Here is a 24,343-nt window from a genome sequence, read left to right on the forward strand (position 1 = left end):
CGGCGGGGCGCCGGGCAGGCAGCGCTCGGTGAGCCGGACGCTGCCGTCGTCGACGGACCGGGCCGCGGTGACGCCGTCGGCGAGCGTGCCGACCACGACCTCGGTCGAGCCGCCGCCCACGTCCGTGACGACGAACGGACCGTCGTCCGGGTCGAGGTCGCCGACGGCGCCCTGGAAGGACAGCCGGGCCTCCTCGTCGCCGCTGATCACCTCGGCCTCGACCCCGAGGACGTCGCGGACCATGCCGAAGAAGTCCTCGCGGTTGGTGGCGTCGCGGGTGGCGGAGGTGGCCACCATCCGGACCCGCTCGACGCCCTTGCGGCGGATCGCCGCCACGTAGTCGCCGAGGGCGACGCGGGTGCGCTCGAGGGCCTCCGGGTCGAGCCGTCGGGTCGCGTCGACGCCCTTGCCCAGCCGCACGATCCGCATCTCGCGATGCAGGTCGCGCAGGTCCTTCGTGCCGTCGAAGGTCTCGGTGACGTCGGCGATCAGCAGGCGGATCGAGTTGGTCCCGCAGTCGATGGCGGCCACCCGGGACATGCGCGCTCCTGTGGGTTCGGGGTCGTTCCCGCTCACCGTATCGGCCGGCGGGACGGTCCGGGGGCCGTGCGCTCCCGAAACCACCGGCCGCGGGGTTACCCTCCGGTAATGAGCGTGGCACCGGGCACCGAGCTGGGCACCCACACCGTCGTGAACCAGGTCCCGCCGCTCGACGGGTTCGATCCGCTCGAGTGCGACCCCGGACTGGCCGACGCGCTGCGCCGCGAGGGCGCGGCGCCCGACCTCAAGGCCCTCGCCCTGGCCGTCGGGTCGGCCGAGTACCGGGAGCACGCGCGGCTGGCCAACGAGCACGAGCCGGTCCTGCGCACCCACGACCGCTACGGCCACCGGATCGACGAGGTGGACTTCCACCCGTCCTGGCACGCCCTGATGCAGCTGTCCGTGGAGCACGGGCTGCACGCGGCCCCCTGGGCCGACGGCGCGCACCTCGCCCGCGCCGCCGGGTTCTACCTGGTCAGCACGCTGGAGCAGGGGCACTGCTGCCCGATCTCGATGACCTACGCGGCCGTCCCGGCGCTGCGGCACGCGCCCGAACTCGCCGAGCGGTACGAGCCCGGCCTGGCCTCCCGCACCTACGCACCCGGCCTCGCCCGCCCGGAGTCGAAGCCCGGCCTGCTCGCCGGCATGTCGATGACCGAGAAGCAGGGCGGCTCCGACGTCCGCACCGGGACCACCCGCGCCACCCCGACCGCCGACGGCACGTACTCCCTCGTCGGGCACAAGTGGTTCACCTCGGCGCCGATGAACGACCTGTTCCTCACGCTCGCGCAGGCCCCGGGCGGGCTGACCTGCTTCGTCCTGCCCCGCGTGCTGCCCGACGGGACCCGCAACGCCCTGCGGATCCAGCGGCTCAAGGACAAGCTGGGCAACCGCTCGAACGCCTCGGCCGAGCTGGAGTACTCCGGTGCCGTCGGGTGGCGGGTCGGCGACGAGGGCCGGGGCGTCGCGACGATCATCGAGATGGTCTCGATGACCCGGCTCGACTGCGTGCTCGGCGCCGCGGGGACGGTCCGCGCCGCGCTGTCCGAGGCGGCGCACCACGTGACGCACCGCTCGGCGTTCGGCGCGCTGCTGGCGGACCAGCCGTTGATGCAGGCCGTGGTCGGCGAGCTGGCGGTGGAGTCCGAGGCCGCGACCACGCTCGCGATCCGGTTGGCCGGGGCCGTCGAGCGCGGCGAGACGGCGTTCCTGCGACTGGCGCTGCCCGCCTCGAAGTACCTGGTCTGCAAGCGGACGCCCGCGGTCGTCGCGGAGGCGCTGGAGTGCCTGGGCGGCAACGGGTACGTCGAGGAGTCGCCCATGCCGCGGCTCTACCGGGAGAGCCCGCTGAACTCGATCTGGGAGGGCTCGGGCAACGTCACCGCGCTCGACCTGCTCCGCGCCCTGTCCCGCTCCCCGGAGTCCGTCGACGCGGTGCTCGACGAGATCGCACTCGCCCAGGGGGCCGACGCGCGCTTCGACCGGGCCGTCGAGCAGCTCCGCGTGGAGTTCCGCGCCCCGGAGCCGCGGCGGGCCCGGCGCCTGGCCGAGCTGCTCGCGCTGTGCCTGCAGGGCTCGCTGCTGCTGCGCACCGCCCCGGCCGAGGTCGCCGACGCCTTCGTGGCCGGCCGCCTGCAGCCCGACGGCCCGTGGCGCACCGCCGGCACCCTGCCCGAGGGCGTGGCGGCGGCGAAGCCGCTGCTGGAGCGCGTGACCCCGGCCGTGTGAGCCCGGCGCCGAGGCCGGCTCAGGCGCAGTCCGTGCCGGTCCACCAGTCGCCGAGGAGCTCCAGCGCCTCGTCGCCGAACGGGTTGACGCCGGGGCCCTTCGCGAGGCTGTGCGCCACGTGGACGTGCAGGCACTTCACGCGGCCGGGCATCCCGCCGGCGCTGACGTTCGTGCCCAGCGGTTCGATCGCGTCCCGCTCGGCGAGATAGGACTCGTGGGCCCGGCGGTAGCGCTCCGCCAGCTCCGGGTCCTCCGCCAGCCGCGCGGTCATCTCCTTCATCAGCCCGGAGGCCTCGAGCGTGCCGATGCGCGAGGCCAGCCGCGGGCAGGTCAGGTAGTAGAGCGTGGGGAACGGGGTGCCGTCCGGCAGCCGTGGCGAGGTCTGCACGACGTTCGGGTGGCCGGACGGGCAGCGGGAGGCCACCGCCCGCATGCCGCGCGGCGGCCGGCCGAGCTGGGCGGCGACGGACTCCCGGTCCTGCTCGGAGATCGTGTCGCTCACAGCGCCGGCCTCATCGGGGTGCTCCTTCGGTCACGTCGCTCCACAGGGTGCGGTACCAGGGGGTGGCCTTGCGTGCGGCCTCCACGTCGGCCGGCGAGGGCGTGTCCGGCAGCTGCACCACGTAGGGCACCTCGCCGGGCCGGACGTAGCCGAGGCGCGAGCGCGCCTCGGCCGCGACCTCGTCCGGGTTCGACAGCCGCGCCTTCTGCTCCTGCAGCTGCGCGACCTCGGCCGCCAGCGCGCGTTGCTGCTGCTGGACCGCGGCCAGCTCCTGCCGCTGCGCCACGTAGTTGCGCAGCGCCACGGCCACGGTCAGCGCCAGCGCGCACACGACGATCGCGAGGATCGCCGCGCGCCGGGTCGAGGACAGCCCGAGCAGCCCGCTCGTGCGGGCCACCACGGTCCCCGCCCGGCTCCGGGTGCGGGTGAGCCGCGGCTCGCGCACGCGCCGGCCACCGGGCGCGGGGCGGGCCTGTCCGGCCCCGCCCCGGTCCGCCCGGGCGGCGGCCCGCTCGCGGACCCGCGCCTCACCCGCCACGCGGTCAGGCCCCCGGCGTGAACCGCGGGAAGGCCAGCTCGCCGGCGAAGCGCGCGGCGTCGCCCAGGCTCTCCTCGATGCGGAGCAGCTGGTTGTACTTGGCGACCCGCTCGGACCGCGCGGGCGCGCCCGTCTTGATCTGGCCGCAGCCGGTGGCGACGGCGAGATCGGCGATGGTCACGTCCTCGGTCTCCCCCGAGCGGTGGCTCATCATGCAGCGGTAGCCGTTGTTGTGGGCCAGCGTGACCGCGTCGAGCGTCTCGGACAGCGTGCCGATCTGGTTGACCTTGACCAGCAGCGCGTTGGCGGCGCCGCGGTCGATGCCGTCCTCGAGCCGCTCGGGGTTGGTGACGAACAGGTCGTCGCCCACGAGCTGGACCTTGTCGCCGAGCGACTCGGTCAGCGAGACCCAGCCGTCCCAGTCGTCCTCGGCCAGCGGGTCCTCGATCGAGACCAGCGGGAACGAGTCGACCAGCTCGGCCCACACCTTCGCCAGGTCCGCCGAGGAGAGCTCCTTGCCCTCGTAGCGGTAGACGCCGTCGGAGAAGAACTCGGTGGCGGCCACGTCGAGCGCCAGCACGACGTCCGTCCCGAGTGTGAAGCCCGCCTTGCCGATCGCCGTGGAGATCAGCTCGAGCGCGCCCTTGGTGCCGCCCGCGACGTCCGGCGCGAAGCCGCCCTCGTCGCCGAGGCCGGTGGACAGGCCCTTCTCCTTCAGCACCGACTTGAGCGCGTGGTAGACCTCCGCGCCCCAGCGCAGCGACTCGCGGAACGACTCGGCGCCGATCGGCGCGACCATGAACTCCTGGACGTCGACCGACGTGTCCGCATGCGCGCCGCCGTTGAGGATGTTCATCATCGGCACCGGGAGCACGTGCGCGTTCGGCCCGCCGACGTAGCGGTAGAGCTCCAGGCCCGACGACTCGGCCGCGGCCTTCGCCACCGCCAGCGAGACGCCGAGCAGCGCGTTCGCGCCCAGCCGCGACTTGTCCGGGGTGCCGTCGAGGTCGACGAGGCGCTGGTCGACCAGGCGCTGGTCCACCGCGTCCAGCCCGGTCAGCTCCGGGCCGATCTCGTCGAGGACCGCGGCGACGGCCTTCTCGACACCCTTGCCGCCGTACCGCTTCGGGTCCCCGTCGCGGAGCTCGACGGCCTCGTGCTCGCCCGTCGAGGCCCCGGAGGGGACCGCGGCGCGCTCCAGCGTCCCGTCGTCCAGCGCGACCTCGACCTCGACCGTGGGGTTCCCCCGCGAGTCGAGGATCTCGCGTGCGCCGACCTGCTCGATGACAGCCACCCAATAGCTCCTGTTCTCTCCGGCTCGCCGGAACTCGCGGGTCAGGGTAACCACCGGGCCCCGTGATCAGGGCGGCGAACCGCCGCCGAGCCGTGGACGTCACGCCCCGGTGCCCGGCGGTCGCCCCGTGTCAAGACCTCGCGGATCGCTCGTCCGCGGCCTACCGTAGGAATGACCATGACGAGTCAGCCTGCTTCGGGACCCGGTCCGCGTGCCCGCAACCGCGTCTTCGAGGGCTTCCGCCGCGCCGAGCTGCTCCTCGCCGACCGGCGGCCGCTCGACGCGTTGCAGGCCCTGCTCCCCGCCCTGGAGAGCCAGCCGAACGCACCGTCCGTCCACCTGCTCGCGGGCCGCGCCTACCTCGACTCGGCCCAGCTCGCCAAGGCCGAGGAGGCCTTCTGCCGGGTGCTCGAGCTCGACCCGGCGGACCACTACGCCCGCTTCGCGCTCGGCAAGGCGCTGCAGCGGCAGGGCCGGCTGGGCGAGGCCAAGGGCCAGCTGCAGCTGGCCACGGTGATGGACCCGCGCCCGGAGTACCAGGAGGCGCTGGGCGAGGTGCGGGCGCGGATCGCGCGCATCACCGAGTAGCAGCGCCCTCGCACCGCACGTCACGGCCGATCCACATCCGGACCTTCATCGCAAATCGGACATAGGTCCAGTTCAGCCCGCCGAACCGGGCCTACCGCGTCCCCCGATCGAGAAGCTAGCCTCACCTCGGTCCGCTGAGCCTCACCTCAGCGGAGGTACGCCGACACAGAGGAGAGCGGGACGGTGCTGGGCAACGCCCTGATCGGGTTGCGCGAGGGCCTCGAGGCCTCGCTGGTCGTCAGCATCCTGGTCGCCTTCCTCGTCCGCACCGAGCGCCGGCACGAGCTGCCGAAGGTCTGGGCGGGCGTCACGTTCGCGATCCTGGTCAGCATCGTCGTCACGCTCGGGCTCACCCTCGCCGAGCAGGCCCTCACCTTCCAGGCCTCCGAGGGCCTCGGCGGGTCGCTGTCGATCATCGCCGTCGGGTTCGTCACCTGGATGATCTTCTGGATGCGGTCCAACGCCCGGGCGCTGAAGTCCGAGCTGGAGGGCAAGCTCGAGGCCGCGATCAAGATGGGGCCGGTGGCCGTCGTCGTCATGGCCACGCTGGCCGTGGGCCGCGAGGGCCTGGAGACCGCCGTCTTCTTCTTCTCCGCCGCCCAGGCCGCGGGTGAGACCCTGCAGCCGCTCATCGGCTTCCTGATCGGCATCGCCATCGCCGTGGCGCTCGCCTACCTGATCTACCGCGGCGCGATGCGGATCAACCTGGCCAAGTTCTTCACCGTCACCGGCTTCTTCCTGGTCTTCGTGGCCGCGGGCATCCTCGCCTACGGCGTCCACGACCTGCAGGAGGCCGGCTTCCTGCCCGGCCTGAACACGCTGGCGTTCGACGTCAGCGCCCAGGTCCCGGCGGACTCCTGGTACGGGACGCTGCTCAAGGGCGTCCTCAACTTCTCCCCCCGGACCACGGTGCTGGAGGCCATCGTCTGGTGCCTCTACGTCGCGGTCGTCCTGACGCTGTTCCTGTTGCCCCAGCGCACGCGGTCCACCACCGCCGCCGCCGCGTGACATCACCGAGGAGAACGCCCATGTCCCGCAGGACCCCGGATCACCGCAGAGCAGGCGCCGCCGTGCTCGCGGCCGGCACCGCCCTGCTGCTCGCCGGTTGCACCAGCACGGCCCAACCCCCGGCCGCCCAGGGCGGCGGCGGGCCGATCGCGGTGAACGCCGGCGACACCACCTGCGAGGTGTCCGCCACCGAGGTACCCGCCGGCAACATCTCCTTCACCGTGAAGAACACGGGCACGAAGGTGACCGAGTTCTACCTCTACGGCACCGGCGACCGGATCATGGGCGAGGTCGAGAACATCGGCCCCGGCCTGTCCCGTGACCTGCTCGTCGAGGTGCCCGACGGCGGCAGCTACACCACCGCCTGCAAGCCCGGCATGGTCGGCGACGGCATCCGCGCGCCCTTCACCGTGACCGGCACGGCGCAGCGCTCCACGGACACCAACGCCAAGCTGGCCGACGCCACCGCCGGCTACACGCGGTACATCAGCTCGCAGACCGACGCGCTGATCCAGACCACCCAGGGCTTCGTCGACGCCGTCAAGGCCGGCAACGTGGACCAGGCCAAGGCGCAGTTCCCGACGGCGCGCACCTACTACGAGCGGATCGAGCCGGTCGCCGAGTCCTTCGGCGACGTCGACCCCAAGGTCGACGGCCGCGAGGACGACGAGCGCGACCCGGGTGTGGCCTGGACCGGCTTCCACCGGCTGGAGAAGGACCTGTGGGTCACCGGCCTGCAGCCGGACTCCGCCCAGGTCGCCGACCAGCTGATGACGGACCTCAAGGATCTGCAGGGCCGGATCCCGTCCCTGCAGCTCAGCCCGCCGCAGCTGGCCAACGGCGCCAAGGAGCTGCTGGACGAGGTCGCCACCGGCAAGATCACCGGTGAGGAGGACCGCTACTCCCACACCGACCTCTACGACTTCAAGGCCAACGTCGAGGGCAGCCAGGCCGCGATCGCCGCGCTCCGGCCGGTGATCGACGAGAAGGACCCGAACCTGGGCCCGACGCTCGACCAGCGCTTCGCCGACGTGGAGAAGCTGCTCGAGGGCTACCGCACGCCGGACGGCGGCTTCGTGCTCTACACGCAGCTGACCCCGGAGGACACCAAGAAGATGGCCGACTCCGTCGACGCACTCGCCGAGCCGGTCTCCCAGGTCGCAGGAGTCGTCACGTCGTGAGTGCGAGCCGGTCCCCGTCCTCGGCCCCGCAGAGCCCACCCGTCGAGCCGCCGACCACCGACCCGCCCAGCGGCGGCGACGGCGGCGGTGGGCTGTCCCGGCGGCGGCTCTTCGGCTACGCGGGGGCCGGCGTCGCGCTGGCCGGCGCCGGCGCGGCGATCGGCTACGCCGCCGGGGCCTCCGGCGGAGGGCCGGACCGTCCGGGCGTCGTCCCGTTCCGGGACACGCACCAGGCCGGGATCGTCACGCCGGCGCAGGACCGGCTGCACTTCGTGGCCCTGGACCTGACCAGCACCGACCGGGCCGAGGTCCAGCGGCTGCTGCAGAAATGGACCACCGCGGCCGAGCGGATGACGGCCGGGCAGGAGGTCACCGAGAACGGCGCGGTCGGGCTGAACAAGTACGCCCCGCCGACCGACACCGGCGAGGCCCTCGGGCTGCCGGCCGCGTCGCTGACCCTGACGATCGGGTTCGGTGCCTCGTTCTTCGAGAAGCTGGGCCTGCAGGACCGGATGCCGGCCGCGCTGGCGCCGTTGCCCGCGTTCACCGGGGACAACCTGGACCCGGCCCGCTCGGGCGGCGACGTCTGCCTGCAGGCCTGCGCCGACGACCCCCAGGTCGCGGTGCACGCGATCCGCAACCTCGTGCGGATGGGCTTCGGCACCGCCTCGGTGAAGTGGTCCCAGCTCGGGTTCGGCCGCACGTCGTCGACCTCGACCGCGCAGGACACCCCGCGCAACCTCTTCGGCTTCAAGGACGGCACCAACAACCTCAAGGCCGAGGAACCCACGGAGCTCGACACCAACGTCTGGGTGCAGCCCGGCGACGGGCCGGACTGGATGACGGGCGGGTCGTACCTGGTCGCCCGCCGGATCCGGATGCACATCGAGATCTGGGACCGCACGTCGCTCGACGAGCAGGAGCAGATCGTCGGGCGCAGCAAGGGCGAGGGCAACCCGCTCAGCGGCCAGAAGGAGTTCGATCTCGCGAACTTCTCGGCCAAGGGCCCGGACGGGCAGCCGGCGATCGCGACCGACGCGCACATCCGGCTGGCGTCGGCCGAGTCGCACGACGGCGCGAAGATGCTGCGCCGCGGCTACAACTTCGTCGACGGCTCGGACGGCTCCGGCCACCTCGACGCCGGCCTGTTCTTCCTCGCCTTCGTCCGCAACCCGCAGACGCAGTTCGTGCCGATCCAGCGGGCGTTGGCGAACAAGGACAAGATGATGGAGTACCTGGAGCACAACGGCTCCGCCCTCTTCGCCGTCCCACCCGGCCTGCGTGACGGGGAGTACTGGGGCCAGGGCCTCTTCGCCTGAGACGTCCCGGTCCGTGGCCCGGTGTCCGAACTGAGAGCACCTGCCGCCGACCGGAGCAGCCACCGGCCCCGAACGCCCCGCTCCACGGCGTGTCGTCGCGTGGGGAGGGCTGTTCGCCGCGGCCGGGCAACCCGGTCTCTCAGCTCGACTCGTTCCGGCGCGCAACGGATCTAGCGTCTGTCCCGTCGCGCGGGCGCTCCCCCTCGGCCCGGACCGGGCCCGCCCCGCGCGTCGGCCCCGGACCGGCGTCACCCGGGACGGCGCCCGCAGGACGAGAGGTTCCCCGGATGGGCTCACGCCACACCGTGGAGCGCGCACGGCGCTCCCCCGGACCCGCGCTGTTGCTGGTCCTCCTCGCCTTCGCCGCCGTCGCGGTCGGCGCCGCGGTCCCCCCCGCCTTCGCGGCGGGGCGGACGGCGGGCACGTCGGGGGCGACGGCGGACCAGGCGCAGCAGACCGCAGCGACCGCCCCGGCCGACGGCGCCCCGCAACCCGGCACGGAGGACGGCCGCAAGGCCGGTGGCCGGCACGCCGCGCAGCAGGCGACCGGCCAGCAGCAGAACGCCGCACAGAACCAGAACGGCAACCAGAACCAGAACGGCAACCAGAACCAGAACGGCAACCAGCAGAACGGCGTGCAGAAGCAGAAGACGCCCAACCCGAACTGCACGCTCACCGTGCCGCCCGCGCCGCTCACCGCGGGCGGTCTCGCCACGCCCTACCGGCTGCGCGGCACCGGCGACGGCGGCGACTGCCACGAGGCGAACACGGTCCAGTCGGCCTTCGTCGAGGCCACGATCCTCGACCCGGCCACCGGCAAGCTGTCCGTGTACCACCCGCTGGTGATCGACGAGGGCTCGCAGCCCGCCGCCGCGCCCGTCCCCGTGACCCTGCCGGCGAACGCCGTGGTCGGCGTCTGGTTCGGGTTCCAGGGCGACACCCTGACCTTGCGCACCTCCGCCGCCGACGCGCAGACCTGCGTGAACGGGACGCCCGGCTCCCCCTTCGGCCAGTTCGCGCACTGCAACGGCCCGGCCTTCTTCGGCGCGGCGAACGCCGCGATCAAGGCCGGGATGCTGAAGGTCCCGGCGCTCGGCACCGGCCGCGACGGCCGGCCGTGCCCGACGACCCGCGACTTCGGTGTCGTCGACCAGGACCAGAGCGACAACCTCGTCACCCGGTACCGCGCCACCCGCGACGGCCGGATCGCGCAGGACGCCCCCGCGAACGCCGGCCTCGGTGGCACGGTGCTGACCAACGCGTCGGACAACGGGCTGCTGGCCAGCGCCATCGACCCCGCGCTCGGGTGCACGCCGTTCACCGCCCCCGACCTCACCGCGGGCGGCGCGCCGACCTCCTCGCTCGCGCTGAACGAGCTGCAGGCGGCCGCCGACCAGCCCGCGCCCGCCGCGACGGTGCCGCTGAACGACCCGATGGTGAAGGTCGACGACCGCACGAGCACGGCGAAGACGAACCTGTACCGGGCCGGGGTCGACATGGCGCCGCTCGGCGCCGGCGACCCCGGGGACGGCGCGGCCTACTGCCGCAACCTGGCCGCCGTCGCCCCGGACCGGCTGGCCCGGGACCGCGACCTCCTGCAGGCCGCGCCCTCGCCGGACCCGGCCGCGGCGAAGACGCTGTTCGGCTTCCTCACCCAGCGGCTCACCACCTCGTGGCAGAACCTCGGCTGCCAGGACCTGGTGCACGCCGGGCCGCCGAAGGTGGCCGGGGCGCCGAAGCAGCAGAACCAGCAGGACAACTGATCCCGGACCCGACCGCCGCGCCCGGCCCCGCCGCTCAGGCGGGCCAGGCGCGGCGCCAGGTCTCCGGGTCGAGGGCGTGCGGGTCGGCGCCCTCGGCGGCGGCGGAGCGCTCGGCGGCGCGAACCCGCTCGGCGAAGGCGCGGGCGGCGGTGCGCAGCTCGGCCTCCGGGTCGGCGCCGCCCAGCTTCGCCCGCGCGACCTGCCGGAACAGCTCCTCCCCCACCCCGTCGCCGGCGGGCAGCAGGTCCTCGGGCAACCCGGCGCGGGCGGTGCGGGACACCAGCTTCGCGGCGAGCGCGACGGCCGGCTGCCCCAGCGGCACCCCGTCGACGGAGGAGCTGCGCTGCTTCTCTGCGCGCTTGAGCTCCTCCCAGCGTCCCTCCTGCGCGGTCGCCGTCTCGATCCGCTCCGAGCCGGCGAAGACGTGCGGGTGCCGCCCGACGAGCTTGGCCACCAGCCCGTCGGCCACCGCGTCGACGTCGAACGCGCCCTCGGCCGCCTCCTGCGCCACCCGGGCGTGGAACAGCACCTGGAGCAGGACGTCGCCCAGCTCCTCCCGCATGTCGGCGCGGTCGCCGTCCTCGATCGCCTGGTACAGCTCGTAGCACTCCTCGACGAGGTACTGCAGCAGCGACTCGTGGGTCTGCTCGGCGTCCCACGGGCAGCCACCCGGCGAGCGCAGCCGGTCCATCACGGCCACCGCGTCGAGCAGCGCGGCGCCCTCCGGCTCCGGCACCGCGACGGCGTCCGCGGTCGGCTCGCAGGTCAGCAGCACGGCGTCGGCCGGCAGGTCACCGGCGTCCTCCCCGACGGGCTCTGCCCCGGCCGCCCGGGCGAGCTCCTCGGGCACCGAGGGGGCCGCGTACACGGCGGGGGCGGCGCGCAGGGCGGGCAGCGCGGCGGCCGGCAGGACGGCGCCGAGCCGCCGGGACAGGACGATCACCGTGGCAGCCACGCGTCCAGTCTCCCCCGGCGCCGCCGGCCCGGGCTCAGGCCCCGGCCGGCCCGATGATGCTGCCGGCCTGCTGACCCTCGGCGACCACCCGCATCCGGACCGGGTCCCACATCCCGAACCGCGGGTTGACCTGGACCGTCCCGGCGTCGGGCTGGGTGAGCCGCTCCCCGATCGACGCCAGCGTGTCCTGGTCGATCGTCGCGGCCGCCGACGGGCCCTGCGCGGGCGCGTCCGTCACGCGGTCGATCACGTGCAGCACCAGCCAGACGCCCTGCCCGGGCGAGGGCTGGAAGGCCACGGTCTGCCCGGCCGGGGTGCCGAAGAGCACGGTCGTGGCGCTGTCGGGATCGGTCGCGGCGCGGTAGGTCTGGCCGGGCTGGGCGGTGCGCGGGTCGGCCAGCACCTCGCGGGCCCGGTCGCCACCGGCGGCGATCGCGCGGGCCTTCTCCTCGGCGTCGGCCTGCGAGGTCGCGGCCACCAGATCGGCGGTGACCGCCAGGCCGTCGACGTGCTTCTCGGCGAGGGCGATCGCGAGCAGCCGGTCCCGGGCCCGGTCGCGCAGGGCGGCGCCCTCGAACAGGCTGCGGTCGAGCCGCAGGGCCGAGGGGTCGGCGAGCAGGGCGTCGACCCGGTCCTCGCCGACGGTGATCCCCTCCCGCGCCGCGGCCGCGGTGATCAGCTCGTGGCTGACCTGCGTGCTCACGACGTACCGGGCGATGTCCGCGTCGGCGATCTCGCCGGTGCTCTGCGCGGAGAGTGCGGCCTTGTGCGCCAGCGCCGTGTCGATCCGGGACTGGACCTCGCCGAGGCCCACCGACCGGTCCGCCACGATCACCGCCGACCCGACCTGGCCGGGGCCGCTGCCGCACCCCGCGGCCACCGCGGCCACCGCGCACGCGGCGACGACGACTCGGCTGATCCGGCCCGGGCGTCCGATGCTCCGCACGGCGATCACCCTCTCACGGCACGACGTGTGCCAGGTCACCCGACCCCGTCCGGCCCGTCCGGACGGCGATCGTGTCGCACACCGCGTTCGTAGTTCTGCGTATTGCGGCTCCGGAGAGCGTGGCGGGAGGCTGTGCTGCCCGAACTGCCGGAGTCGTCACGCGGAGGCCGACCTGGTCGCGGTGTCCGGGGCTTCATGGCGGTCGGGGTCGGCCGACCGGACGGAGGTCTGTCATGCGCATGTTGCTCATCGCCCAGCCCGACGTGGACAAGGGAAGTGCGGCCGTCGTCAGCGGCGACATGGCCAAGACCGTCCAGGCGACGATCGAACTGATCCAGCCCGAGGCCACCTACTTCGCGCCCGTGCGGGGTCGGCGGACCTTCATCGCGGTCTTCGACCTGGACGACCCGGCCCAGCTCCCGAAGATCCAGGAGCCGCTGTTCAGGATGGGCGCGGTGGTCGAGATCGTGCCCGCCATGAACCTGGAGGATCTCCAGCGCGGACTCGCCGCGATCGGCGGCTGACGCCCTGACGACGTTCTCGCCGGTCAGGCCCTGACGACCACCGTGTCGCACACCTTGTCGGCGAAGGTCTGCCGCCGCTCGTCCCAGAGCGGCCACAGGTAGCCGAGGTACAGCGGCGCGGCGTCGAGGACGTGCGCGAGCTGACGGGCGAGCGTGGCCCAGAAGCCGAGCGTCCCGCCGTCGCGGGCCCGGACGAGCCGCGTGCCCATCACCTGCTTGCCGAGGCTCTGCCCCGTCCTACCCTGCCGGTAGCAGGTGTTCCACAGCGCGAGGGCGAAGGCGGCGAGGTAGCAGACCCCGGCGATCGCGAGGACGACCCCGAGATCGTTCGAGACCGCGAGGCCGAGCAGCCCCAGCGAGGCGACGACGCCCGGGATCAGCCCGTCGACCAGCGTCGAGCCCACGCGGGAGCCCCACGACGCGTAGTCGGGCCGCGGCGGGACGGGCTGCGGCGGGTGCGGCGGATACTGCGGCACCGGCGCCGGCGCCGTGGGCAGCGATCGCCGGCGCTCCGACCGGGGTGTCGGGCGATCGCCGGATCCCCGCCCGCCCGAACCCGACCTACCGTCGACGGCGCCCGGTGCCTGCGGTCCACCGCCCCGTAGGTGCCGGGCCCCGCGTCGGTCCGGGCATTCCGCCGATCCGGCCCGTACGCTGCGGCGATGACGCACCGGCTGGCCAACGTCGTGGTCGACAGCGCGGACCCGCGGCGCCTGGCCCGGTTCTGGGCCGAGCTGCTCGGCTGGCCGGTGGCGCACGAGGCGGACGACGAGGTCGACGTCCGGTCCCCGCACGCGCCCTGGACGTTCGATCTGGTGTTCGTGCCCGTGGCGGAGCCGCACAGCGGGAAGAACCGGGTCCACCTCGACCTCGCGAGCAGCTCGCCCGGTCATCAGCTCGAGCTCGTCGAACGTGCGGTGCGGCTCGGCGCCCGGCCCGCCGACGTCGGCCAGCACGCCGTCCCCTGGGTGGTGCTCGCCGACCCGGAGGGCAACGAGTTCTGCGTGCTGGATCCCCGCGCGGAGTACGCCGAGACCGGTGCGTTGGCCGCGATCGTCGTCGACGTGCCGGAGCCCTCGGCGGCCGCCGCGTTCTGGTCCGCGGCGGCGGGTCTGCCCGTCGGCCGCGACGACGGCAGCGTGGCCGGCCTGCGCCCGCCGGCCGGCCTGCCGTGGCTGGAGTTCCTGTCCGCGACGGCACCCAAGACCGCCAAGGACCGGCTGCACGTCGACGTCGACCCGGTCGACGACCAGGCCGCGGCGGTGGCCGAGCTGGAGCGGCGCGGCGCGACCCGGACGGACGTCGGGCAGGATCAGCAGGAGGTCACGTGGGTGGTCCTGGCCGACCCCTGGGGCGGGGAGTTCTGCGTGCTCCGCCCGGGGGCGACGGAGCCTGCGACGTCCTAGCCTAGACCGGCCAGGTCGATCAGCCCGTCCTGCAGGGCGCGGGCGACCAGCGCGGCCTTGGTGGTGGCCGGGCGGCCGGCGTCGGCGTACTTGATCCGCACCCGGCCGATGTAGGTGTCCACGGTCTTCACCGACAGGTGGAAACGCTCCGCCACCAGCTGCTTCGAGTCGCTCTCGAACCAGGCGAGCAGAACCTCGCGTTCGCGCTCCGAGAGCGCCGGGCGGTCCGGCCGGGGGTCCGCGGCTATCGCCCCGCCGAGCACCGGCGGCGTGTACGGCCGGTCCTGCACCGCCGCGCGCAGCGCCGGGATCAGGTGCTCCGGCCCCTCCGCCTTGGTCAGGTAGGTCGCGGCGCCCAGCTCGAGGCAGCGCAGGGCGGTGTCGCTGTCCGCGTGCTGCGAGTAGACGACGACGCGGCGGCCGGCGTCGACGAGCCGGGTCAGGTCCCCGAACGCCGGCGCGCCCGGCTCGAGCTGCAGGTCGAACACCACGGCGTCGGCGTCGGGCTCCCCGAGCGCCACCTCCACGCGCGGGCCCGAGGCCAGCACCCGGATCTCCGGCTCGGCGCGGGCGCACCAGGCGCGCACGCCGTCGACGATCGCCGGGTGATCGTCGACGATCACGATCGAGGGGCCCATCTCGCCTCCACCCATGTCGCACCGCCGGCCTCGACCGTGCTGGTACCCACATCCGCGACGTCCAGCACCGGTACCCGCGCGGCGCCGTCCGTCACCACCCCGACGACGACCGCCCCGCCGACGCCGGCGAGGGTCACCCGCGCCGCGGCCCGCGCCGCGTGCAGGGCCGCCTCCGCCGACGCGAGCAGGGCGCCGGCGGCGTCGGGCGGGAGGACGGGGCGCCGGCCGCGCTCCGAGTAGCGCACCACCACGCCGCGCCGCTCCGCGATGTCGATCAGTGCGGCGAGCTCGGCGGCAAGCGCGTCGGCCGCGTCGCCCTCCTCGGCGAACATCCGGCGCAGCCGCGCGGCCGCCCGGGCCGCCGCCTGCTGCACCTCGGGATCGGAGGGGGCGAGCGTGCCGTCGCCGATCCCCTGCAACAGCGGCAGCGCCACCGCGCGCAGCTCCGCGTACCGGGCCTCCCGGTCGGCGTGCAGCGTGTGGGCGACCTCCTCCGCCGTGCGAGCCCGCGCCTCCGACGCGGCGGCGTCGGCGGCCTGCCGGGCCACCGTGCGCAGCGCCGACCCGGCGAGCGCGATGGCGAGCTGGAACGACGTCACGCCCACCGCCGTGATCGCGAAGGCCACCAGCGTGATCCGGTCGGTCCGCCCGCTCGCGACGAGCAGACCGAGCACGAACAGCAGGTGCATCGCGATCAGGGCGACGAACCCGCGCAGCCGGGCGCCGGCGAACAGCAGCACCCAGATCCAGCCGACGACGCCGTACCCGACGTGCGCCGGCCCGGCGACCTGCGTGGGGTCCAGGGTCAACGCCATCAGGACCGCGACCGCCAGCACCCCGAGCGCGACCGGGAGGCGGGCCCGGCCCCAGAAGCGGTGCCGGGCGACCAGGACGGCGTCGACGGCGGCGACGAGGACGAACAGGCCCCAGCCGACGGGCCCGGCCTACCCCGGGTGGAACGCCGACGCCCCGGCGAGCAGGTTCGGCAGGCTGAGCCCGACGAGGATCACGAGCGTGATCACGGTCTGCGCGATCCGCAGGCCCCGGAGCAGCCGGACCTCGAGATCGCCCGGTGCCTCCCCGGCGCGCCCGCTCACCGCGGCCACTCCAGCCGCACTTCGGTGCCCTTCCCCGGCCGCGACCGGACGACGGCCCGGCCACCGGCCCCCGCCATCCGCTCGGCCACCGACAGGGCCAGCCCGATCCGGCCCGCCGGCACCCGCGTGGGGTCGAAGCCCCGCCCGGCATCGCGCACGGTCACGTGCGCCCGACCCTCGTCGACCACCGCGGTGACCTGCGCGTGGCCGGTCCCGGCGTGCCGAGCGACGTTCTCCAGCCCCTCGGCCAGGGCACCGCCCAGGGCGCCCGCGGCCTCGGCCGGCAACCACAGGTCGCCGTCGACGTCGAGGTCCACCCGGATCCGGGCTCCCCCGACCGCCCGCCGGACGACGTCCTGCAGACACCCCGCGGCGACGGGGACGCCGTCCAGGGCGGCGACGTCCCGGGCCACCTGCTCGCGCAGCCACGGCTCGCGGCCGGCGACGCCGCCGAGCCCGACCATGAGCAGCGTGCTCGCGGCGGTGTCGTGCACCGTCGCCCAGTGCGCGCGCTGCTCGGCCCGGCGCGCCCGGGCCAGCTCGGCCTCGCGCTCGGCGGCGAACCGGCGCGCCATCCGTTCGTCGGCCACCTCGCCCCCGCGGTCCACCAGCCGCCGCACCAGCCGGGACAGCCCGGCCTCCACGGCCGTCCAGAGGCCGCCGACGCCCAACGCCTGCCCCACCGTGACCTCCGGAGCGACCGCGGCCCCGACCACGAACGCGACGCACACCGCGGCGGCCGCCACAGCACCCGGCAGCGGCCGCACGTGCCACTGCAACGCGACGACCGCGACCGACGCCACGGGCGACACCCACCCCAGCATCCGCAGCAGCAACGCCGGGTCCACGAGCAGCGACTGGGCCAGGCACAGCGCGCACATCACCGCGATGTCCACGACCCACACCCAGGTCTGCGGCCGGGTGCGCATCAGGAACAGGTAGGCCGCGCTCCACCCGAACAGGGCGACCGCCACCGCGCCGCAGACCCCCGGACCCACGGGCGGGTCGGCGAAGGGCGCGGCCACCGCCATCAGCATCCCGACCAGCGCCCGGGCGCCCGCCGCGTAGCGCAGGGCGAACCGGTCGAGGAGGGCCGCTGTCGACATGTCGCGGGGCTGGTCGCAGGGCGCGACCACGCCGTTACATCCCGCTGCTCAGCGCTGGACGACCGTCCAGCGTCCCTCAGGCAGTCACCGCGACCGGGGCCGCCAGCTCCTTCACCAGCGCCGTCAGCCAGTCGAGCAGCTCGGTGTCGCGCAGCGCCGCCCCGCCGATCCGGTTGCCGGCCGCCGGCTTCGGCACGGAGACGAGCCGCGCCGCCGCCTTGTACTGCCCCTTGGGGTGCAGCCGCTTGAACCGCATCTGCTTGGACTCGGGCAGCTCGACCGGACCGATCCGGATCTGCGTGCCCGCCCCGGCCACCTCGCCGATGCCCAGCTCGCGGCACAGCTGCCGGAACCGCGCGACCGCGAGCAGGTTGAGCACCGGTTGCGGCGGCTCGCCGTACCGGTCCTTCAGCTCCTCGACGATCGCCTCCAGCGCCGCCTCGTCGGCCGCCTCGGCGATCTTCCGGTAGGCCTCGAGGCGCAGCCGCTCGCCGTCGACGTAGTCGTGCGGGACGTGCGCGTCGACCGGCAGGTCCACCCGCACCTCGGCCAGCGGCTCCGGCTCCTCCTCGCCCGGCCCGCCGCCGGCCTGCTGGCGGAAGGCCGCGACGGCCTCGCCGACCAGCCGGATGTACAGGTCGAACCCGACACCCGCGATGTGGCCGGACTGCTCGGCGCCCAGGATGTTGCCCGCGCCGCGGATCTCCAGGTCCTTCATCGCGACGGCCGCGCCCGAGCCCAGCTCGGAGTGCTGCGCGATCGTGGCGAGCCGGTCGTGCGCGGTCTCGGTGAGCGGGTGCTCGGGCGGGAACAGGAAGTAGGCGTAGCCGCGCTCGCGGCCACGGCCGACGCGCCCGCGCAGCTGGTGCAGCTGGGAGAGGCCCAGCGTGTCCGACCGCTCGACGATCAGCGTGTTGGCGTTGGAGATGTCCAGGCCGTTCTCGACGATCGTCGTGCAGACCAGGACGTCGAACTCGCGGTGCCAGAAGGCGTTGACGGTCCGCTCCAGCACGTCCTCGTTCATCTGCCCGTGCGCGACGCCGACGCGCGCCTCGGGCACCAGCTCCTGCACCTTCCGCGCGGCCTTGTCGATGGTCGACACGCGGTTGTGCACGTAGAACACCTGGCCGTCGCGCAGCAGCTCGCGCCGGATCGCGGCGGCGGCCTGCTTGTCGTCATAGGCGCCGACGTAGGTCAGCGTGGGGTGCCGGTCCTCGGGCGGGGTGGTGATCGTGGACATCTCGCGGATGCCCGCGAGGCTCATCTCCAGCGTCCGCGGGATCGGCGTCGCCGACAGCGTGAGCACGTCGACGTGGGTGCGCAGGGCGGTGATGTGCTCCTTGTGCTCCACACCGAAGCGCTGCTCCTCGTCGACGATCACGAGGCCGAGGTCCTTCCACCGGATCCCGGTCTGCAGCAGCCGGTGCGTCCCGACGACCACGTCGACGGTCCCCTCGGCCAGCCCCTCGATCGTCTCCTTGGCCTCGCCCGCGTCGGTGAACCGGGACAGCCCCTTCACCGTCACCGGGAAGGCGCGCATGCGGTCGGCGAAGGTCTGCAGGTGCTGGGTGGCCAGCAGCGTGGTCGGTACGAGCACCGCGACCTGCTTGCCGTCCTGCACCGCCTTGAACGCCGCGCGGACGGCGATCTCGGTCTTGCCGAAGCCGACGTCGCCGGAGATCACCCGGTCCATGGGCACCGGCCGCTCCATGTCCCGCTTGACCTCGTCGATCGCGGCGAGCTGGTCGGGCGTCTCGGTGTAGGGGAAGGCGTCCTCGAGCTCGCGCTGCCACGGCGTGTCCGCGCCGAAGGCGTGGCCGGGCGACGACTGCCGCGCCGCGTAGAGCTGCACCAGGCCGGCCGCGATGTCCCGGACGGCCTTGCGCGCGCGGCCCTTGGTCTTGGCCCAGTCCGCGCCGCCGAGCTTGTTCAGCGAGGGCTGCTCGCCGCCGACGTACCGGCTGATCTCGTCGAGCGCGTCCGTCGGCACGAACAGCCGGTCCGCGGGCTGGCCACGCTTGCTCGAGGCGTACTCCAGGACCAGGTACTCCCGGGTGGCGCCCTGCACCGTGCGCTCGCGCATCTCGACGAACCGGCCGATGCCGTGCTGGTTGTGCACCACGTGGTCGCCGGGCTGCAGCGCGGCGAGGTCGACGGCGTTGCGACGACGGGCGGGCATCTTCCGCGTGGTCGTGTCCAGGCCGGCGCGGGTACCGGTCAGGTCCGCCTCGGACAGCAGCACCAGGCCGATCTCCGGCGCGGTGAAGCCGTCGGCGATCCGCCCGCAGGTGACCGTGACCAGGCCCTTCTCGGGGGCGTCGGTGAGCCCCTCGATCAGCGTGGCGGGCACCTCGGCCTCACCGAGCTGCTCCAGGCTCCGCTGTGCTGTGCCCTGGCCCGCGACGACCAGGACCGCTGCCCCGCCGGCCGCCGTGTGCGCCCGCAGGTCGACGAGTGCACGGTCGGTGTCGCCCCGGTAGGACTCGATCTCGTGCATGCCGGGCACCACGGCGTCGTCGGCCCCGGAGAGCAGCGGGGACAGGCTGACGACGGCCCGGCCGGTCGCGGTGGCGTGCTCGAGGACCTCGGTGAGGTCCCGGTAGGCCGAGGCGCCGACGTCGATCGGGGCCGTGCCGCCGGTGCCCGCGGCGAGCCAGCTGGCCTCGAGGAACTCCTGCCCGGTGCGGACGAGGTCGTGGCTGCGCGTGCGGACGCGCTCGGGGTCGGCGACCAGCACGCGGGAACGCGCGGGCAGCAGGTCGGTGAGCAGCTGCAGCTCCCCGCCGACCAGGGCCGGGATCAGCGACTCCATGCCCTCCGCCGGGATGCCCTCGGCGAGGTGCTCCAGGAGCTCGCGCAGCTGCGGGTTGTTCTCGTGCTCGCGGGCCAGCGCGGCGGCCCGCTCGCGGACCGGCCCGGTGAGCAGCAGCTCGCGGCAGGCCGGCGCGACGACCTCGGTGACCGCCGGTTCGTCCATCGACCGCTGGTCGGCGACGGAGAAGGCGCGCAGCTCGGAGACCTCGTCGCCCCAGAACTCGATGCGGACGGGGTGGTCGGCGGTCGGCACGAACAGGTCGAGGATGCCGCCGCGAACGGCGAACTCACCGCGCGCGGTGACCATCTCGACGCGGGTGTAGGCCAGCTCGACCAGCCGCTCCAGCAGCTGCTCGAACTCGTACTCGGTGCCGACCCGCAGCGTGATCGGGTCGAGGGTGCCCAGCCCGGGCGCCACCGGCTGGATCAGGCTGCGTGCCGCCGCGGCGACGAGCCGGGGCGGGTTCTCCGAGCCCAGGGCCCGGAACAGGGTGAGCCGGCGGCCGACGGTGTCGGGGCGCGGGGAGAGCCGCTCGTGCGGCAGGGTCTCCCAGCTCGGCAGCACGGCCACCGCGGCCGGGTCGATCAGCTCGGTCGCGGCCGCGGCCAGCTCCTCGGCCTCGCGGTCGGTGGCGGTCACGGCCAGGACCGTGCCGTCGGCGGCCAGGCCCGCGGCCAGGAAGGGCCGCAACGCGGCGGGGCCCTCCGCGCGCACGGCGGGTGTGTCGGCCGTGCGGGTGTCGACCGCGCGGGCGGCGTCGAGCGCCGCACCCAGGCCGGGGTCGGAGAGGGCGGCGGTGAGCAGACCGGACAGTGGTGCGGCCACGGGACTCCTCGGGAGGGCATGCGGACAGACCCCTGCCCGGGTCGGGTGCCCGTACGGGGGTCGTTGAGTGACGACGATACGCCCGCCCGATTTCTTCCCCGCAGGTCGGCACGTCCCGCGCCACCGCGGCACTCCCGGGGCGTCGCCTCCGGACGCCCGGGAGTGCCGGCTCGCGGGTCAGGGGCGCGGCGGCAGCACCGGCTTGGCCCTGCTCGGGCGGGTCGCGGGGTCGGGTGGGCCCACCGGCGGCGAGGTCTGCAGCGCCTCCAGGGCGATCCGGACCGCCGTCTCCAGCTGCGGGTCCCGGCCGGCGACCCAGTCCTGGGGCCGCACGACGACCTCGACGTCCGGGTCCACGCCGTGGTTCTCCACGGACCAGTGCAGGTCGTCGAACCAGAACGAGTAGCGCGGCTGGGTCACGCGGGTGCCGTCGACCAGCGAGTAGCGGCTGTCGATGCCGATCACGCCGCCCCAGGTCCGGACGCCGACCACCGGGCCCAGGCCCATCCGCTTGAACGCGGCGGTCACGATGTCTCCGTCCGAGCCGGCGTGCTCGTCGACCACGGCCACGATCGGCCCGCGCGGCGCCCCCTCCGGGTAGGTGGCGGGCGCGCCGTGCCGCACGACGTCCCACCCGATCACCCTGCGCGCCAGCTTCTCGATCACCAGCTGGGACGTGTGCCCGCCGGAGTTGCCGCGGACGTCGAGCACCAGCCCGTCCCGCCGGGCCTCCCGGGCGAAGTCGCGGTGCAGCTGGGCCCAGCCCGAGGCGACCATGTCCGGCACGTGCAGGTAGCCGAGCCGGCCGTCGGAGCGGTCGGCCACGAACGCCCGCCGCCCCGCGACCCAGTCGTGGTAGCGCAGGGTCGCGTCCGTGCCGAGGGGCCGCACGACGACCCGGCGCACCTCCCCCGGGACCGTCCGGATCGTCAGCTCGGTCAGCGTGCCCGCGGTGCCCACGAGCAGCGGGGCCGGACCGAGCTCCGGGTCGACCGGCCGGCCGCCGACCTCGAGCAGCACGTCGCCCTCCCGGACGTCGACGCCCGGGTCGGACAGCGGGCTGCGCGCGCTGGGCGCCGAGGTCTCCGGCGGGAGCACCCGAGCGATCCGCCAGCCGCCGTCGCCGTCCGGCTCCAAATCCGCGCCGAGCACGCCGGGCCGGCCCGTCCAGTCCCCGCCCGCGCCGCGGCCCACCACGTACGCGTGCGACGAGCCCAGCTCGCCCTGGACCTCGTAGAGCAGGTCCACCAGGTCGTCCGCGCTGCCGACCGCGTCGACCAGCGGCCGGTACCGCTCCAGCTCGGCGGCCCAGTCGACGCCGGCCATGTCCTCGATCCAGAAGTGGTCCCGCATCAGTCGGCCCGCCTCGTCGAACATCTGGCGCCACTCGGCGGCCGGGTCGATCGTCACGGAGATGCGCCGGACGTCGATCTCGAACTCGTCCGCGTCGCCCTCCGACGGTGCCGACGACCCGGAGCGGTCCGGGCGCAGCAGGCGCAGCGTCCGGCCGTCCCGCACGACGAGCCGGTTGCCGTCGCCGCTGACCGCGTAGCCGTCGGCCGGGTCGGCGATGGTGTCGACCTTGCGCTTCTTCAGGTCGTAGCGCTCGAGGACCGGGCGCGGGTCGTCGCCGCCGTGCCGGCCCTCGCCGAGCACACCGGTGACCGGCACCCACAGCCAGAGCAGGCAGTCCTTTGCGGCGCCGAGCGCGCGGTAGCGGCCCTCGGGGACCGGGATCGGGACGACGCGGGCGGTCAGGCCCTCGACGTCGATCACCGTCTCGGGCGGGACGTCCTTCTTCCCGTCCTTCGCGGCGTCGTCCGCCGCCTCGCCGGCCCTCTCCAGGGCCTTCTCCGCGGCCTTCTCCGCGGCCTTCTCGGCGGCCCTCTCGGCGGCCTCGGCCTCGTCGCTGCTCTCCGGGGCCGGCAGGTCCTCCGGCTCCTCGTCGGCGGCGGAGACGGGGCGGCCGTCCGGCCCCGCGCCGAACGGCGACGGCGTGCGGGCCGCCAACGGCACCAGGAACGGGCGCCAGGAGGCCGGGAAGGTGAGGTCGAAGGAGTGCTCGTCGTAGATCGGGTCGAAGCTGCGGCGCGAGAGGAAGGCCAGGTACCTCCCGTCGTCCGTGAACACCGGGTCGGTGTCGACGAACCGCGGCTCGGTGACCGCGACGAGGGTGTCGGGCCGGTCCCCCTCGGCCAGCTGCACGAGCATGATCCGACTGAGCTCGGGCTCCACCGGGTCCTCGTAGGCCAGCCAGCGGGAGTCCGGGGAGAAGGCCAGCCCGGCGATCTCCCCCGCCGCCCCGCGGGCCGGCTCGCGCAGGGCGCCGGTGGCGGTGTCGAGCAGGAGGAGCCGGCCGTCGTGCGTGGCGAGCGCGGCGAGCGAGCCGTCCGGCGAGGGCTCCAGCTCCAGCACCCGGCCGAGCTCACCCGAGCCGTACCGGACGAGCGCGGTCGCGCCGTCGGCGTGCGGATCGAGCGGGGAGATCGCGACGGCGTCCTCGCCGGTGGCGTCGTCGACCCAGATCGCGCGGTCCGCACCGAGGGGCTGGGCCATCCGCGCCCGGACGCCCGGCTCGGCGAGCAGGGTGCGGGCCGGGCCGTCGCGGTGCGTGAGGCGGTGCACCGTGCCTCGGACGCCCACGATGCTCGCGCGCCCGGTCCGGTCCGGGTACGCGCCACCGACCCAGGCGGCGGTGGTGATCCGGTGCGGCTCGCGGTCGGTCCGGGGGCCACCGAGCCGGATCTCGAGGCGGCGCGGCCCGCTGTCGTCGGCGGGATCGAGCGACTCGACGAGGTACAGCTCGCCCGCGGACTCGTAGACCACGCGGCTGCCGTCCGTGGTGGCGTGCCGGGCGTAGAAGGCGGACGCGCCCTCGCCGCCGTGGTCCGTGTGCCGGCGCAGGTCGCCGAGGCCCGCGCGGTCCACCGAGTACAGGTTGCCCCAGCCCTCGTGGTCGGAGAGGAACGCGATGCGGTCGCCGACCAGCATCGGGGCGTCGAGCTGGCCCTCGAGCTCGGCGAGGATCCGGCGGAACTCACCGCTGCCCTCGGGGTCCCACCAGAGCGTGCCGGCCGTGCCGCCGCGGTAGCGCTTCCACCAGGCCATGTCGCGGGCCATGGTGCGGCCCACGAGCACCCCGGGGTCGCCCTGCGCGACCGCCGACACCGGCCCGTAGTCCAGTCGCCGGGGCCGCCCGCCCTGCGCCGGGACCGTGTACGCCCAGGTGTTGGCGCCGGTGTGCTCCCCGATCGCGGAGACCGCGAGCACCTGCCCGTCCGCGGTCCAGCCGGCCAGCCGGGTGCGCACGTCCCCCCAGAACGTGAGGCGCCGGGCGGCGCCGCCCTCCGCGTCGGCGACCCGGACCTCGGGCGCCCCGTCCTTCCACGACGTCCAGGCGACCAGCGTGCCGTCCGGCGAGAACCGGGGCCGGGCGGCCGGGACGTCGTCGGCGGTCAGGCGGACGGCGCGGCCCCCGGCGAGCGGGGCGGTCCAGACGTCGTCCTCGGCGACGAACACGACCGTGTCGCCGGCGAGATGGGGGAAGCGGAGGTAACTGCGGGACACGGC

21 protein-coding genes are annotated in these 24,343 nt (G+C 74.8%); 8 read left to right on the forward strand and 13 right to left on the reverse strand.

Going from position 1 to position 24,343, the window contains the following annotated elements; translation table 11 throughout:
• Positions 1 to 540: Ppx/GppA phosphatase family protein (locus tag LWC33_RS07195; protein WP_443719698.1), on the reverse strand; the 540-nt coding region annotated here is incomplete at its 3' end.
• A gap of 108 nt (positions 541 to 648) precedes the next feature.
• Between LWC33_RS07195 and LWC33_RS07200 the strand changes: the two genes are divergently transcribed.
• Positions 649 to 2,268, forward strand: coding sequence for an acyl-CoA dehydrogenase family protein (locus tag LWC33_RS07200; protein WP_233303452.1), 1,620 nt, complete (start codon positions 649 to 651; stop codon positions 2,266 to 2,268).
• A gap of 19 nt (positions 2,269 to 2,287) precedes the next feature.
• On the opposite strand, the gene LWC33_RS07205 is transcribed toward LWC33_RS07200, so the two are convergent.
• The 3 genes from LWC33_RS07205 to eno are packed head-to-tail and all read right to left on the reverse strand — an operon-like array spanning position 2,288 to position 4,602.
• Entirely contained in the window at positions 2,288 to 2,758 is a 471-nt protein-coding gene (locus LWC33_RS07205) for a DUF501 domain-containing protein (RefSeq protein ID WP_372476564.1), read from the reverse strand.
• A gap of 22 nt (positions 2,759 to 2,780) precedes the next feature.
• Entirely contained in the window at positions 2,781 to 3,308 is a 528-nt protein-coding gene (locus tag LWC33_RS07210) for an FtsB family cell division protein (protein ID WP_233303453.1), read from the reverse strand.
• Between the two features lie 4 nt (positions 3,309 to 3,312).
• A complete protein-coding gene (eno, locus tag LWC33_RS07215) occupies positions 3,313 to 4,602 on the reverse strand; it encodes a phosphopyruvate hydratase (protein WP_233303454.1) in 1,290 nt (429 codons plus the stop codon).
• Between the two features lie 177 nt (positions 4,603 to 4,779).
• On the opposite strand from eno, the gene LWC33_RS07220 reads away from it, so the two are divergent.
• The 5 genes from LWC33_RS07220 (at position 4,780) to LWC33_RS07240 (ending at position 10,461) form a co-directional block, all read left to right on the forward strand.
• Positions 4,780 to 5,190 carry a tetratricopeptide repeat protein gene (locus LWC33_RS07220; RefSeq protein ID WP_233303455.1) on the forward strand — a complete coding sequence of 137 codons (411 nt, stop codon included), beginning with the start codon at positions 4,780 to 4,782 and terminating at the stop codon, positions 5,188 to 5,190.
• A 183-nt stretch (positions 5,191 to 5,373) separates the two neighbouring features.
• Positions 5,374 to 6,198 carry an iron uptake transporter permease EfeU gene (gene efeU / locus LWC33_RS07225; RefSeq protein ID WP_233303456.1) on the forward strand — a complete coding sequence of 275 codons (825 nt, stop codon included), beginning with the start codon at positions 5,374 to 5,376 and terminating at the stop codon, positions 6,196 to 6,198.
• A 20-nt stretch (positions 6,199 to 6,218) separates the two neighbouring features.
• Positions 6,219 to 7,379 (forward strand): iron uptake system protein EfeO, encoded by a 1,161-nt coding sequence (efeO, locus tag LWC33_RS07230; RefSeq protein WP_233303457.1) that lies wholly within the window; start codon positions 6,219 to 6,221, stop codon positions 7,377 to 7,379.
• A gap of 92 nt (positions 7,380 to 7,471) precedes the next feature.
• Positions 7,472 to 8,698 carry an iron uptake transporter deferrochelatase/peroxidase subunit gene (efeB, locus tag LWC33_RS07235; protein ID WP_233303583.1) on the forward strand — a complete coding sequence of 409 codons (1,227 nt, stop codon included), beginning with the start codon at positions 7,472 to 7,474 and terminating at the stop codon, positions 8,696 to 8,698.
• Between the two features lie 287 nt (positions 8,699 to 8,985).
• The gene (locus LWC33_RS07240) at positions 8,986 to 10,461 is read left to right on the forward strand and encodes a hypothetical protein (protein ID WP_233303458.1); all 1,476 of its coding nucleotides are present in this window, start codon (positions 8,986 to 8,988) and stop codon (positions 10,459 to 10,461) included.
• Between the two features lie 34 nt (positions 10,462 to 10,495).
• Here the strand turns inward: LWC33_RS07240 and LWC33_RS07245 are convergent, their stop codons facing one another.
• A complete protein-coding gene (locus LWC33_RS07245) occupies positions 10,496 to 11,416 on the reverse strand; it encodes a nucleoside triphosphate pyrophosphohydrolase (RefSeq protein WP_233303459.1) in 921 nt (306 codons plus the stop codon).
• A gap of 34 nt (positions 11,417 to 11,450) precedes the next feature.
• Positions 11,451 to 12,362: a hypothetical protein gene (locus tag LWC33_RS07250; protein WP_233303460.1), complete on the reverse strand. Its 912-nt coding sequence runs from the start codon at positions 12,360 to 12,362 to the stop codon at positions 11,451 to 11,453.
• A 233-nt stretch (positions 12,363 to 12,595) separates the two neighbouring features.
• Here LWC33_RS07250 and LWC33_RS07255 point away from each other — a divergent pair, with 233 nt between their 5' ends.
• On the forward strand, positions 12,596 to 12,886 hold the full coding sequence (locus tag LWC33_RS07255) for a hypothetical protein (RefSeq protein WP_233303461.1): 291 nt from the start codon (positions 12,596 to 12,598) through the stop codon (positions 12,884 to 12,886).
• Positions 12,887 to 12,909: 23 nt separating this feature from the next.
• On the opposite strand, the gene LWC33_RS07260 is transcribed toward LWC33_RS07255, so the two are convergent.
• Complete coding sequence (locus LWC33_RS07260) at positions 12,910 to 13,362, reverse strand: RDD family protein (protein ID WP_233303462.1); 453 nt, start codon at positions 13,360 to 13,362, stop codon at positions 12,910 to 12,912.
• Between the two features lie 186 nt (positions 13,363 to 13,548).
• Between LWC33_RS07260 and LWC33_RS07265 the strand changes: the two genes are divergently transcribed.
• Positions 13,549 to 14,292: a VOC family protein gene (locus LWC33_RS07265; RefSeq protein WP_233303463.1), complete on the forward strand. Its 744-nt coding sequence runs from the start codon at positions 13,549 to 13,551 to the stop codon at positions 14,290 to 14,292.
• On the opposite strand, the gene LWC33_RS07270 is transcribed toward LWC33_RS07265, so the two are convergent.
• The 6 genes from LWC33_RS07270 to LWC33_RS35855 form a co-directional block, all read right to left on the reverse strand.
• Positions 14,289 to 14,930 (reverse strand): response regulator, encoded by a 642-nt coding sequence (locus tag LWC33_RS07270; RefSeq protein WP_233303464.1) that lies wholly within the window; start codon positions 14,928 to 14,930, stop codon positions 14,289 to 14,291. The two genes, LWC33_RS07265 and LWC33_RS07270, sit on opposite strands and share 4 nt — an antisense overlap.
• Positions 14,912 to 15,745 (reverse strand): hypothetical protein, encoded by an 834-nt coding sequence (locus tag LWC33_RS07275; RefSeq protein WP_233303465.1) that lies wholly within the window; start codon positions 15,743 to 15,745, stop codon positions 14,912 to 14,914. The genes LWC33_RS07270 and LWC33_RS07275 overlap by 19 nt, the downstream gene beginning before the upstream one ends.
• 129 nt (positions 15,746 to 15,874) lie before the next feature.
• The gene (locus LWC33_RS07280; RefSeq protein ID WP_233303466.1) at positions 15,875 to 16,027 is read right to left on the reverse strand and encodes a hypothetical protein; all 153 of its coding nucleotides are present in this window, start codon (positions 16,025 to 16,027) and stop codon (positions 15,875 to 15,877) included.
• Positions 16,024 to 17,133, reverse strand: a complete 1,110-nt coding sequence (locus LWC33_RS07285; RefSeq protein WP_233303467.1) for a sensor histidine kinase — start codon at positions 17,131 to 17,133, stop codon at positions 16,024 to 16,026. The genes LWC33_RS07280 and LWC33_RS07285 overlap by 4 nt, the downstream gene beginning before the upstream one ends.
• 76 nt (positions 17,134 to 17,209) lie before the next feature.
• Positions 17,210 to 20,773 (reverse strand): transcription-repair coupling factor, encoded by a 3,564-nt coding sequence (gene mfd / locus LWC33_RS07290; RefSeq protein WP_233303468.1) that lies wholly within the window; start codon positions 20,771 to 20,773, stop codon positions 17,210 to 17,212.
• 177 nt (positions 20,774 to 20,950) lie between these two features.
• Positions 20,951 to 24,340 (reverse strand): S41 family peptidase, encoded by a 3,390-nt coding sequence (locus LWC33_RS35855; protein WP_233303469.1) that lies wholly within the window; start codon positions 24,338 to 24,340, stop codon positions 20,951 to 20,953.
• Positions 24,341 to 24,343 lie beyond the last annotated feature (3 nt).

Source organism: Pseudonocardia terrae (assembly GCF_021343995.1).
GTDB lineage: Bacteria > Actinomycetota > Actinomycetes > Mycobacteriales > Pseudonocardiaceae > Pseudonocardia > Pseudonocardia terrae.